Raw genomic sequence first — 13,037 nt, forward strand, 5'->3', positions numbered from 1 at the left:
CTAATGACTTTGGCTGGGGTGGAGACTGCGACTTTACCAAATCATATGGCTGGCTCATCTTATTTAAAGATGGAAATAGGATTGATCTGCGTATTATGACCAAAGAAAAAGCCATTGAATACTATCTTTCTGACAGCCTTACAGTGCCTTTGCTTGACAAGGATCATATCTTGCCTCAAATACCTCCTGCAAGCGATACCGGCTACTGGATTAAAATTCCAACAAAACAGATGTATGACGGATGCTGCAATGAGTTTTGGTGGTGTTTAAACAATGTTGCAAAAGGGATTAAAAGAGATCAGATTCCATATGCGATGAGAATGTATACAGAGGTCGTACACATTCAGCTTGATAGAATGGTGGAATGGCACATCGCCATGAATCATGGATTTTCTGTTTCAACAGGAATGTGGGGGAAATATTATAAAAAATACCTGTCTTCAGAGCTGTATGAGAATTATTTGAATACCTATACTAACGGCAGTCCTGAAAATCTTTGGAATGCTGTGTTCTCAGCCTGCGATCTGTTTCGTTTTCTTGCGCAGCAGGTTTCTGACCATTTGGGTTTCACCTACTGCATGCAAGACGATGAGAATATGATCAAATATATTACTTCTATAAAAGATGCTGTTTATTGATCAATCGGTTGTTTAATCCAGAATTGTTTTCCAGTCTTGATCAGAAAAAGCCTGAAAACACATTTTTATCTGTTCTGCAGTGCTCTTTTCCGTTGCAAGTGGCGGCAATTCTTCCAATGAGAAATACCGGCTGTCTGTGGTTTCATTATTTGCTTTAAATGAACCGCCAATAACGGAACACTGTATGAAAATTTTACAAATTTTGTAGGCATAGATTGGAAGATTATGTTTTTCTCTATCCTGCACGGCGATGACCTTTTCGACCTCGACATCAAGGCCTGCCTCTTCTTTGACTTCTTTTATCATATTCTCTTTAACTGATAAATTTACATCGACCCAGCCTCCGGGCAAAGACCATTTCCCATCGGCTTCTTTTACCAGAAGAATCATGTTATTCTTAAAAATAGCGGCCCGGGAATCTATTTTGGGTGTCTGGTATCCTGATTCGCAGCAAAATAAATCTTTGACCTTTTCGACAGGTATTTCTGATTGTCTGCTGATTATTTCAGCCGAAATCTCCCGGATCCTTTCAAATCGTTCCTGGTCAAAGCAATCCTTCGTATAATGCAGCCCGGCCTGTGCGATTGCCTGCAATTCAACCGCCCATTCAAGCCATTTTTTATCCTCCATAATGCGTCCTTTCTCAAATCATACTAAATAGTATAATATCTCACATACCCGTAACGATCAAGATGATCTTTCAAGATATACCAGCCATAACTATTTTATATTTAGCCTTGCAACAAGCAAGATCAAATAGAAAGGAAAAGCAATATGGATACCAGGACAATTATGATATTTCCAGAATTTCATAACATGGATGTAATTCATTTCTATAGAGATCAATACGATCCACTATCTGCTTTTGTTAGACCGCATATCACTTTAGTTTTTCCATTTCAAAGTAATATGAGCAATGATAGATTAGACAAACATATAAAAGATAAACTTATGAATATCAAATCCTTTGAGCTTATTCTCCATGGAGTTTCAAAGCATCCTGATGAATTAGGGAATTATTTGTTTTTAGATATTATAGAAGGAAAGGAACATATCCATGAAATCCATGAAAAACTATATTCCGATCAATTAGAGGAGTATAAAAAGGGATGTCCTTATACTCCTCATTTAACTCTGGGTAATTTGGATTCGATCGACAAACTGGACAAAGCTTATTTAGATGTTTCTATATGCGATGAGACATTTAGGACCGTGATCAATACAATTTCAGTTGAAATGATAGGACCACAAGGGGAATCAATCATAATAAGCGAACACAAACTGTCAGAATAAACCACGGAATAGTTTCCCAGCCGATCCATCTCTCATATTTCTTTCTCTTATGCCATATCATTTAACATGCATATCAGCCCGGCAGTGCTGCCGGGACATCCCAATTTTAGACAGCCACTCTCATACTGCTAATTGCATGATTGCTGCTGTCAGCAACAGCAAGGAGATTTAACTGTGAAAAAAATTTTGGATAATAATTATTTTGATTTAATCATTACCAATCCAGTTGTTTCAACCCCCAGCCTTGATAACATCACCTACTTAAACAACAGGCATTCCTTGCTGCATATTCCGATTGCCGATGTAACTCTTTGTGAAATGGTAAAGTATCCCGTCCACACCTTTCCTGCAATATTTACGCTCACATCTACGGTCAGCCTGGAACAATCCGGTATTGGAACGGTTCAGCGGAACCCTGCCTTAGCCCTATATGGATCGGGTGTAATCATTGTAGTCATTGATACTGGCGTTGATTATCAGCATCCTGCGTTCCGCAACAGCGATGGCTCAACCCGGATTCTCTCTATATGGGACCAGACCCAGCAGGAGGGAACTCCTCCTGAGACGTTTACCTTTGGCACGGAATACAGCCGGGAGACAATCAATACCGCATTAAATTCTGATGATCCCTTATCGATTGTACCATCAACAGACACAAACGGACACGGAACGGCTATTGCAAGCGTTATCGCCGGTACCCCCAACTTACTGGAATCCTTTAGCGGTGTAGTTCCTCAATCTGATTTGGTAATCGTAAAACTTAAGGAAGCAAAAGAAAATCTAAAAAGGTTTTATTTTATTCCCGATGATGCTTTATGCTTTCAGGAATCGGATCTTATGCTCAGCTTCCGTTATTCCCTTGCCATTTCGGAAAAATATAACCGTCCTGTGGTTACCTGCTTCGCTCTTGGAAGCAGTCAGGGGGGCCATGATGGCAGGGGCGCTCTAAGCGGTTATCTAAATGACCTGGCACTGCAGCCCAGTATTGGCATATCCGTTTCTGCCGGTAACGAGGGAAACAGTCAAAGACATTATTTTAATTCTACCCAATCAGAGCCTTATTACAATGATTTCGAATTAAGAATTGGGGAAAATGATAAAATGTTTGCCATGGAAATCTGGTCAAGTTCACTTGGACGGCTTTCCATTGATATCTCATCACCAAACAGAGAATCCACTCAGCAGGTATATCCTACGCTGGGTGATTGCAGAGTCTTTAACTTTGTATTCACCCCTACTACCCTCTATGTCAACAATTATCTTTTTGAAGAGGAAACCGGAGACCAGATGATCCTGGTGCGTTTTGAGAACACCACACCCGGGATCTGGCGCATACGGATCAGGAGCGTTGAAGATGAGCCTTTGTCCTTTCATGCCTGGCTCCCTTCCGACGGCCTCATATCCAATCAGACCTTTTTTCTTAATTCCTCTCCTGATACCACCATCACTTCACCTGGAAACGGCAGGCGCCAGTTGACTGTAACTGCCTATAATCAGCTTAATAATTCAATTCTTGGTGAATCGAGCAGGGGTTATACAAGAATGGGCCTTATCAAACCGGATATAGCCGCTCCTGGTTACCAGCTCACCTGCGCAGTTCCTGGAAATCAATATGGTTCTGTTACAGGAACAGGCGCTGCTGCTGCCCACGTATCCGGCATCATTGCCATGGTCTTTGAATGGGCCATTGTCAGGGGAAATTACAAAACGATGAATGGAGTCGATGTTAGCCGTCTGATGATGAGAGGTGCGGTGCGTGCCAGCTCATACACATATCCAAATAACATATGGGGTTACGGCCAGGTCAACGTAAACAATATGTTCTTGCAGCTTACCAGTATTTAATAGCATGAAGGCAACAATTGTCTCAAAAACTAATTTTCAACAATATGTCCAGAACATTACATAAACGGTGCTTTACAACTGTTATATAATTTTCTGGGAGGTGATCGTATGAGACACTGGAATAAGAAATTCGAAAAAAGCTTGGAGAAAGAATTCAACCGGTTAGAGGCTGCCAGCAGGGATGTAATCCCACCTGCTGCTCCTCCCGGAGAATTCGAAAACATCATGGCCGAAATGGAGCGCAGAGGGATCGAACCAAGGGTAAGAAAAGAATTAAGAAAAAAGAAATAGGCGGGCCGGGTTTCCGGAAACCCGCCATTTTCGATTTAAGTGTCAGATGATAAGGGCCCGGGTAATCCCAGACCCCTGTCACCAATAGTTTTTCATTATTCTGTTTTCCCAGATTGCTTAATCAGCTGATTTACGTAGGTGCTCAGTCCGGCAACCAGGATTCCTTGGGTGATTGCCGTAAATGCTGCAGTAGCAATCTGCTGGAGAGTGTGCACCTCACACACGGACATTACGTAAACACCACACAAAACAATGCCCGCCGCTCCGTTAATCATCGGAATGTATTTATCTTTAATCGTCTGGCTTTGCTTAATCCACTGCCCCAGCAGGTAAAGGACCACTGCCACTACAACCAGTTCTGGTTTGACATAATTTATGATCTCTTCCATAATAATCATTTCCTTTCCTCTTTCCTAATTCAGAAATTCATCCTTAACCCCTTCAGTCTGATGATAACCGCCTGATTTAATTGATGCTTTCTTTTCCTCAAACGTTCCTATGTGAAAAAGACCTCCAGACTGCCGGAGAAGATTCTGTCCAGTCTGAAGGTCTTGATCTTAACTTGTTGTCAGCTGCCTAAACATATTTCCTGCATCCAGCTGACCGTATCCCCATACATTGTTGGGATAAATATTTGTAGGATCACGTCTTGCCCCGCGAATCATCAAGCGGTTGACTTGATATCCTGTAATTGATGTAAAGTTTCCCTTATTGTAAGCCCATTCCAAGGTCATGGCCACAACCCCTGCCGCATGGGCAGCCGCAACTCCGGTACCGGTTGCACTTCCATATTGAAAATCAGGAAGTGCACAGGGAATCTGGTAGCCCGGGGAGCCCAAATCTGGCTTTATAAACCCCAGTCTGGTATATCCTCTGCTTGATTCACTAAGTATATTTCCATCCAGCTGATTATAAGCCGTAACGGTCAGAGGATGTACCGCATCTCCCTGAGAAGTTATGGTCGTATCAGGATTGGCATCCAGGAAAAATGTCTCATTTGATATGATATTCCCAGAAGGCAGCCATGCATGATAGGAAAATGCTTCATTCTCAGTGCTGCCTACTCTAAAATACCAGGTTCCGGGAACGATATTTTGGAAACGTACCAGAATCAGCTGGTCTCCGGTTTCCTCTTCAAAAATAATATTGTTCACCCAGGCAACGGTTTCCACGGATTGAAAAACAATCTTTTTACAATCTGAAAAGGCAGGATAAATAATCTGGGAAGTCTCCCAGGTGGGAGCGGTGATTTCTATATAAAGCTTGGAAGGTATGTAAGGCCAGATTTCCATGGAAAATCCCTTATCATTGATTCCTACATTTAACCGGAAGTTGTTTACATAAGGTGCTGTCTGCGTATTATTAAAATAATGCCTTCGGCTGTTGCCTTCATTCCCGGCAGCAATGGTCACGCCGATTTTAGGCAGCTGTACCAGATAATCCAGGTAGGCGCTGGAGGCCCCCCGCCCGTCGTGCCCTCCCTGGCTGCTTCCAAGGGCAATACATATGACCAGAGGCCGATTCAGCCTTTGGGCGGTAGTGACCAAATACCGGATTCCAAGGATGATGTCTGATTCCTGATAGCACAACGCACTATCCGGAACAAAGAAAAGCTTCTTTAAATTATCCTTTGCCGTTTTCAATTTTACTACCAAAAGATCTGCTTCCGGAACAACACCGCTGAAGTTATAAGCTTCATTAGGCCTTCCGGCAATGATGCTTGCAATGGCAGTTCCATGGCGTATGGTATCAACCGTAGGAACTATTAAAAAAGGATTTTCAGAGATTAATGCAAAATTAATCAGTTCTCTGGTATATTCAGCACCAAAAGTAAAACCTCTTGGAGGTGTGCTTTCCACCTGAGTTTGATCCCATATAGAAAGAATTCTGGTTGTTTTGTCATTATACTTAAATGCGGGATGGCGGTAATCAATACCGGTATCCACAATGCCAACGATCACCCCTCTCCCAATCAGACCAAGGCCAGGAGTCCTCTGAACTGCTCCAATACCGGATTTCTCAATGCTTACCGATGATTCCAGGGTATATAAAGTCGGAAAGGAATGGTAGGGAGTTACTCCAAGATCACAGGGCTCCATCTGATCCTTTGGTATATGCAGCAAGGAATTCATTTCATTCAGCGTGGTAATATTATCACCAGTATTATAAGATGGAACCATAGCATTACTTATGATCAGATCATAATACCGATTATCCAGTATTTTTTCCATATTGCGGCCTCCTGCCTGTTTCAAATGAAGCATATGATATATTTTATGCAAAAGGGTTTCCAATATGAGCAGAAGAATATGCCACATTCTATGGAATAAAACAGCAATAGAGAAGTAATATCGATATTTATATTCTATAATAAAATTTGTGATGTATTTACAAAATATTAACGAATAATCTATATAAATTTACTTATTTCGCTTTACTTAACCGATTATTTGCGCTATAATCTATGTAACTCTTCTTTGGAGTGCCGTATTTCCCCAATCCTGCGGTGCTCCATTTTTATTTTATCTTCTCCTTTCACAGTTTCTTCACATTTCCATCAAATTCTCATCACATTTCCACCGTATATTAATACCTGTAAACAGGCCAGAGAGACCTTTCATATACATATTTTCATACTCAGCCGACAGGAATCCCCCTCCTGTCGGCTTCCTTCATATTGAAGCTTAAAACAAAATTACTCTATGAAACCAGCAGATTCCTATTCGACAGCCGTTCTTTTCTGGCACCATTATTCCTAAGAGAAATCCCGTGCAGAGTTATATTTCGAAAATCCACAGTTTACTCCCTCAATTAAAGTTTCATCGAATGATTCCTCTTCATTTAGTTCCTGGACACTATCCGGCTCCGCTTCCCCAGCCAGGGGTTCTTCAGTCAGATTTTCTTCCGGGTACTTCTCTTCCGAACTTTTCTCTTCTGAACTTTCCTCTGACGGGCTCTCCTCTGCCGGACTCTCCTCTACCGGACCTTCCTCTGTCGGGCCTTCCTCTGTTCGATTTTCTTCGTCCCCACTTTCTTCTTCCCTAATTTCTTCTTCCGTAATTACTTCCTCTTCATTTTCTTCTGAAGGCTTATTTACTTCCTCTGCATTTTCTTCTGAAGCCTTATTTCCTTCCTCTGGCTCAGGTTTCTCTACAGCCTCTGCAACTGGTTCTTCCATAATTAATTTCCTTGCTTCCATATTCATATAATTTTGGATTTCCGGAACTGTTACAGTTATTTCATATGGCGCATAATTATTATATTCTGATAGTATTCTTACCTCATGTTCCTCTGAGGTGAAATTCTTTGCTAAAATGGTTAAACTGTATGGCTTTGTTCTCGTATTTAAGCTGTAATCTGTGCCACTGGTCAGCTTCTCGCCATCCAGATAGACAGTGTTGTAGGAGCTATAAAAATAGTAAGATGCATCGGTAGAAAATTGCAAATCTCCGTTTTCCAACCACTCATCTGTTATATCCGGAAGCTTCTGATACGGTGTGAAGCTAACATTACAGGAACGGTATCCCGGTACTGAGATTGTAACGTTATAGCCATAATAATATGACAATGTACCGCTTAGTGTAATTAAAAGCTGCTCTTCATCAACGTTTTTGCTAAATCCTGTTATCGTCTGGCTGGAGGAAGAACGCTTTACGGATATGTGGGACTGGATCAGAGAATCCCACCATTCCTGGTTCCCATCCGCCACATGCAGGACGATTGTACTTTCTCCGCTTAAGGAGGTTCCGTTTTCTACTGCCAGCTTTGGCGCCGGTTCATAGGCAATATACTGCCCAAAACTCATTTCGACCTTTTGATATGCTTCATTATACAGGACCAGAAGGTTTTCTTCCTCCGTAAGCAGTTCAGCAGGTATGTAAATGGTGCTGTATCCGCTGGTCGTATATCCGGTACCCTTCTTCAACTCGGTTTCATTTAAGGATACTGTTACCTTATCATAGAAATAAGAATCTGTGGCTGTCAGTTCCAGGCGTTCTTCGTCATAATTCATCGCGCTCTTAACACTGACTGAATATAAGATTCTGACCTCTGCCTGAGCTGCCCGGTATCCCTTTGCATTTACCGTAACCGTATAAGTACCAGGGCTGTAGGAGCTAACAGTTGGCAAAGTCAGTCCATTTTCATTTTTTGTATAAGTGATAGCTGTGGAAGAATAAGAATCCGTTAGTGTCACTGAACTGATATTATTCAGCCAATCATCTGCCTCTCCTGACACCACTTCAACCGTTACGGTACCTTTCTGTACAACCGCTTCTGACTTTAACACCGGAGCTTCTAATGGAGACACCAAATCTGCCGGTGCAGTCCCTTCTATTACCTTTATTCCGTAGCCGGAGGCATAAAGCTCAATTCTGTACGGCGATCCGGCGGTAAAGTTATGGGAGGAAATTTCAATTCCTTTGTTGTAAGAAGCGGTATAATCAGCAGCTTCTCCCTTTTTCAGTTCTGTTCCATTTAAAACCACCTTTGTTACATAGGAACTTAAATAAGAGGCGTTGCCTGTAAGTATTAAGCTGTAATTTTCCTGGTTCCACTGCTGGGTTATGGCAGGCGGTGCTTTTACGGGAGTAAACGTTATCGCTACTGCATCATATCCCGGTATGGCAATTTTCATGGTATATGTGTAATAAGAAGACAATGTAGTCTTATTCGCAGTGACCGTAAAACTGCTTCCTTCTTTCTCAAGAGAAAGGCCGGAAACACTGCTATAGGAATATGACAGAGTAAGATGATCAGCCTCTAAAGTCTGGAACCATTCCATCTCTTCGCTGTCTTCCTCCAAGGCTCCGATATCAAATACCACAGAAGAACCTTCTATCACTTCCCTTACGGTAACAGGCGGCGCTTTCTTAGGCGTAACAAACGCCTCCGGGGAATCCACCTCAAGACTGGTATCCTCATAACCCTTTGCCTGAATTTCAATCGTATTTTTTCCGTTTACCAGATAGCGGTAGGAAATATACAGATTATTGTAATCACTCGTAAAGCTTCCTGATTCCAGCCGGGTTCCATTGACCGTGATTGCCGTTATCTGATTTGTATAATATGTAAAGTCCGCTCTTAATTTCAACTGGCCGTTGGCGTCATCCCAAGCAGCCGTAAAAGATGGAGCCTTATCTACAACAGAAAGAGAACCTTTTACATCCCCGAACCCAAAGGAATGGATCGTAACCTCATAATCTCCCACATAATTCATAGGTCCACTGATCGCATCGACTCCCAGAGTTATGGTTTTCCCGTCTGCTGACAAGGTATTGCTTTCCTGATAGTAATGGGTTTTGGTTTCACTGTAAGGAATCTCAATTTCAGTAATGGAACGGTACCAAGATTCATTTTCCTCACCGAGCTGTATGACTGCGCTCTTTCCTTTCAATGATGGGGAAATGGTCAGCTCAGGCGGATTGGTATTGTCTGTTTTACCTGTTAAAAGTTCTACTTTTGTTCCGTAGCCACCTTTATCTGTTAAATACTTCACATATCTGGGCAGCTCTTCCGCCTTTTTCCAACTTCTGATCTTTAAATCTTTCGCATCCGTACTCAGGGTCAGGTTCTCATTTAATGCGGATAATTTCTCGGAAGGTTCCCATTTAGACAGAAAGGCTTCTACAGAAGAGGTTCCTATTCCCAGTTTATCTGCAATGATGTTATTTGCTGCCAAATCAAACAATACAGCAATTGTGGCCACCTCTTCCTTTCCCTCCAGACTTGCAGGGGGAGCGGTAGTCGCACTTGAGACCGCATCCGAGGCAAAGCTCTTAATATCGGCCGCGGTCCGGTTATCTTCCTCTATCAGGATATAATTTTCTGTATCTTCCTGGCATTTGCTCTGCGCTTCCTCCTGAACCTGAAGCTGCATTGTATCTACCGTAGTTTCCGTAGGTTTTATGAAGAGGGAATCTCCCTGCCTGATAAATTTCACATATTGTGTCAATGGAATGGTAGCCTTAGTAAGCACCACATACGGGATATCTGACGGAAGGGAAAGGTTGGTTTCAATAAACTCTTTCTCCGCCGCAGTACTCTTACCCGGCTCTCTCAGTGCAATAACAGATACGGTCCATTTCCCGGAGGTTATGGCCAGTGTATGGGTATTTTCATCCGGTAAAGGTATCTTTACCGTCCTGCCTGAAGTAGTCACAGGAGTAACGGACGATGTGGCATCTTTCCCTGCTATGGAATAGCGGAACTCTTCAAGCCCCTCTGCCTCATCGGAAAAGGATATTACGGCATAGGGAAGTCCCTGAACAGATACGATCCCGGTTTGTTCCAGAATAACAGGACTTTTGCTTTCCCATGGATTTTCGCCGCCCTCCGTTCCATTATTTCCGGTATTTCCGTTTTCGTTATCCCCTCCTCCGGGTTGATTGTTTCCTCCCCCTGGTTGATTGTTTCCTCCCCCTGGTTGATTGTTTCCTCCCCCTGGCTGATTGTTTCCTCCTCCCGTTTGATTGCCTCCGTTCCCCCCCGTATTGTTGGAGGTTTTACTGCCAGAGCTGCTGCCATTGTTTGAATTCCGGGATGACTTTCCATTCCAGGCCCCGCTGCCATCCACATAGTATCCATCGGGCGTGTAACCATTTACCAAAGCTTCTCCTGACTGCTTGTCAAGATAATACCACTTCCCATTGATCTCTTTCCAGCCGGAAGCCATGGAACCATCCGTATCCATATAATACCACTTTCCACGAATCTCCTTCCAGCCGGAAGCCATGGAACCGTCTGGCTCCAGATAATACCACTTCTGATCCGTGTCCTGGTACCATCCCGTTCTCATATTTCCAAGTTCATCAAAATGATACCAATTGCCGTCATCGGTTTTCAGCCACGAATTCCTCTGTTCCTGGCCATCTTCCAGAATATACCGCCACTTATCCCCCTCCCGTCTCCACTCTCCTGCAAACGGCTGGATCGTAAATACCAGGTTCATGGCAGTCAGAACCGCCAATAATTTAACTTTATTTCTACTTCTCATAGATTCCTCCTTACTTATGAAGAAGTTAGTTTTAACTAATTGGTTTATTATAAAATATTCCCAATCATTGGGCAAGCAGATAAATGAGAAAATACCTCAACTGATATCCAGTGATAATTTATTACCACTAAAAAAGCAGGAAAACCACTAAGTGGTTTTCCTGCCTGAACATCTGTTTTAACCCTTAATTCCTGTGGAGGCAATTCCTTCTACCAGATATTTCTGCATGGTTAGGAAAATCAGAAAAATAGGAATCAGGGAAAAGGTTGCCATTGCAAACATCGCGCCCCAGTCTGAGCCGGCCGTTGGGTCCGAAAACATCTTTAATGCATAGCTGACCGGGTATTTCATAGGATCGCTTAAGAAAAGCAGAGCCGTCATAAAATCATCCCATCTCCACATAAAGGAGAAAATAGCGCTGGTCACCAGAGACGGTTTGATAAGAGGAAGGATGATCCTTATGAAAATGGAGTATATGGTGCATCCATCCATTCTGGCAGCCTCATCTAAATCAATGGGAATTCCCTTTATAAACTGTACATTTAAGAAAATGAAAAAGCCCTGACCAAAAAACTGAGGTACAATGATAGGAAGATAGCTCCCCACCCAGCCCATTTTATTAAAAATAATATACTGGGGAATCATAATGATCTGGAACGGAAGCATCATAGCTAGCAGCATACATGCGAACCAGAAGTTTTTAAACTTAAAATCAATACGGGCAAATCCATAGCCTACGATAGCGGAAGATACGACCGCCCCAACAGTAGAAAGGCCTGCAATGATAAAAGAATTCTTAAAAAACGTGCTGAAACCATATCCGGCAAAGCCCTGCCAGCCTACGCGGTAGTTTTCAAGTGAAAATTTATCAGGCAGCAGTTTGGCAGCAGTCCGGAATATTTCATTGGAGTTCTTAAAGGAACTCATCACCATCCACACAAGGGGATATATCATAACACATGCCAGCAAAAAGGTGAACACATGATAAACCACTGTGGTGGCTATTCTTCTTTCTTTATATCCTGTTTTCATATTTTATCACCCTTCTGATTCATAATATACCCATTTCTTCTGTGTCTTGAAAAGTATCAGGGTCAAAAGCCCAACTACAAACACCATAAACCATGCCATTGCACAGCCATAACCCAGCTTATTATATGTAAAGGAATTCTGGTACATGTATACTGTATAAAACAGAGTGGTGTCCTTTGGTTTTCCTTGAGTGATAATATAGCTTTGGGTAAATGCCATGAAGCCGTTGATCAGCTGATTAATAAGATTAAAGAAAATCGTTGGTGTCAGCATTGGAATCGTGATCTTAAAGAAACGCTGAATGCCATTTGCACCATCTACGGTAGCCGCCTCATAAAGACTTATAGGAATCTGTTTTAACCCGGATAAAAATATGAGCATGGAAGAACCAAACTGCCATACGGCTAGGATAATCAGGGTCCAGATAGCGGTATCCGCTCTTCCCAGCCACGCAATATCGGACGGCAGTCCAATAATACCTAAGATTGCGTTTATTACTCCGTCACTGGCAAACATCCGTTTCCAGAGTATCGCCACAGCCACGCTGGAGCCAATGATGGAAGGAAGATAATAAACAGCTCTGTAAAAACCGGACATTTTGGTGCTTTTTACAAGCAGCATGGCTACAAGCAGAGCCATGAGTAGCCGGAGGGGAACCGAAAATAGAACATAGTACATGGTCACGCCAAATACCTTCCAAAACTTGGGATCTGCTGTAAACATGGCCTTGTAATTTTCCAGACCTATAAAAACTGGTGATTTTAAAATATTGTATCTGGTAAACGAAAACCCTAAAGAAAAAATCATCGGAATGGCAAGAAAGGCAAGAAAGCCTATAATGAAGGGCAGGATAAATACATATCCTGCAACCTTCGGTGTGTTCATTACCTGAGTAAATGTTTTTTTTCTTTTGGGGGTCATTTGATTGTTCTTCATCTTATTCC

10 protein-coding genes (1 of these 10 cut by a window edge) are annotated in these 13,037 nt (G+C 42.4%); 4 read left to right on the forward strand and 6 right to left on the reverse strand.

Annotated elements, in window-relative coordinates; translation table 11 throughout:
* Positions 1-638, forward strand: partial view of an aminoglycoside 6-adenylyltransferase gene (locus ACHZES_RS10895; protein WP_154524618.1) — the 3' portion only. Its footprint begins 226 nt before the window's first position; only the last 638 of its 864 coding nucleotides appear in the window; its start codon lies off the left edge, out of view; it ends in the stop codon at positions 636-638.
* Between the two features lie 12 nt (positions 639-650).
* On the opposite strand, the gene ACHZES_RS10900 is transcribed toward ACHZES_RS10895, so the two are convergent.
* Positions 651-1,268, reverse strand: a complete 618-nt coding sequence (locus ACHZES_RS10900) for an NUDIX hydrolase (RefSeq protein ID WP_154524620.1) — start codon at positions 1,266-1,268, stop codon at positions 651-653.
* A gap of 144 nt (positions 1,269-1,412) precedes the next feature.
* Between ACHZES_RS10900 and ACHZES_RS10905 the strand changes: the two genes are divergently transcribed.
* From ACHZES_RS10905 to ACHZES_RS10915, 3 genes are all read left to right on the forward strand, one after another.
* Positions 1,413-1,931 (forward strand): 2'-5' RNA ligase family protein, encoded by a 519-nt coding sequence (locus tag ACHZES_RS10905; RefSeq protein WP_395548899.1) that lies wholly within the window; start codon positions 1,413-1,415, stop codon positions 1,929-1,931.
* 174 nt (positions 1,932-2,105) lie between these two features.
* Complete coding sequence (locus ACHZES_RS10910; RefSeq protein WP_353655206.1) at positions 2,106-3,776, forward strand: S8 family peptidase; 1,671 nt, start codon at positions 2,106-2,108, stop codon at positions 3,774-3,776.
* A gap of 108 nt (positions 3,777-3,884) precedes the next feature.
* Positions 3,885-4,067: a hypothetical protein gene (locus ACHZES_RS10915; RefSeq protein ID WP_038281214.1), complete on the forward strand. Its 183-nt coding sequence runs from the start codon at positions 3,885-3,887 to the stop codon at positions 4,065-4,067.
* Positions 4,068-4,162: 95 nt separating this feature from the next.
* On the opposite strand, the gene ACHZES_RS10920 is transcribed toward ACHZES_RS10915, so the two are convergent.
* The 5 genes from ACHZES_RS10920 to ACHZES_RS10940 form a co-directional block, all read right to left on the reverse strand.
* Entirely contained in the window at positions 4,163-4,456 is a 294-nt protein-coding gene (locus ACHZES_RS10920) for a phage holin family protein (protein WP_205621748.1), read from the reverse strand.
* A 168-nt stretch (positions 4,457-4,624) separates the two neighbouring features.
* The gene (locus tag ACHZES_RS10925) at positions 4,625-6,298 is read right to left on the reverse strand and encodes a S8 family peptidase (RefSeq protein ID WP_395548900.1); all 1,674 of its coding nucleotides are present in this window, start codon (positions 6,296-6,298) and stop codon (positions 4,625-4,627) included.
* A 524-nt stretch (positions 6,299-6,822) separates the two neighbouring features.
* A complete protein-coding gene (locus ACHZES_RS10930; RefSeq protein WP_395548901.1) occupies positions 6,823-11,061 on the reverse strand; it encodes a hemoblobin-interacting domain-containing protein in 4,239 nt (1,412 codons plus the stop codon).
* 177 nt (positions 11,062-11,238) lie between these two features.
* Positions 11,239-12,093, reverse strand: coding sequence for a carbohydrate ABC transporter permease (locus ACHZES_RS10935; protein ID WP_038281217.1), 855 nt, complete (start codon positions 12,091-12,093; stop codon positions 11,239-11,241).
* Positions 12,094-12,099: 6 nt separating this feature from the next.
* On the reverse strand, positions 12,100-13,029 hold the full coding sequence (locus ACHZES_RS10940; RefSeq protein ID WP_084719654.1) for a carbohydrate ABC transporter permease: 930 nt from the start codon (positions 13,027-13,029) through the stop codon (positions 12,100-12,102).
* Positions 13,030-13,037 lie beyond the last annotated feature (8 nt).

This window comes from Lacrimispora sanguinis (assembly GCF_044987295.1).
In the GTDB taxonomy this organism is placed as follows: domain Bacteria; phylum Bacillota; class Clostridia; order Lachnospirales; family Lachnospiraceae; genus Lacrimispora; species Lacrimispora celerecrescens_B.

Coding starts and splice junctions, on each gene's coding strand:
- ACHZES_RS10900 (WP_154524620.1), bottom strand. CDS start 1,268: ATGGAGGATAAAAAATGGCTTGAATGGGCGGTTGAATTGCAGGCAATC.
- ACHZES_RS10905 (WP_395548899.1), top strand. CDS start 1,413: ATGGATACCAGGACAATTATGATATTTCCAGAATTTCATAACATGGAT.
- ACHZES_RS10915 (WP_038281214.1), top strand. CDS start 3,885: ATGAGACACTGGAATAAGAAATTCGAAAAAAGCTTGGAGAAAGAATTC.
- ACHZES_RS10920 (WP_205621748.1), bottom strand. CDS start 4,456: ATGGAAGAGATCATAAATTATGTCAAACCAGAACTGGTTGTAGTGGCA.
- ACHZES_RS10925 (WP_395548900.1), bottom strand. CDS start 6,298: ATGGAAAAAATACTGGATAATCGGTATTATGATCTGATCATAAGTAAT.
- ACHZES_RS10930 (WP_395548901.1), bottom strand. CDS start 11,061: ATGAGAAGTAGAAATAAAGTTAAATTATTGGCGGTTCTGACTGCCATG.
- ACHZES_RS10935 (WP_038281217.1), bottom strand. CDS start 12,093: ATGAAAACAGGATATAAAGAAAGAAGAATAGCCACCACAGTGGTTTAT.
- ACHZES_RS10940 (WP_084719654.1), bottom strand. CDS start 13,029: ATGAAGAACAATCAAATGACCCCCAAAAGAAAAAAAACATTTACTCAG.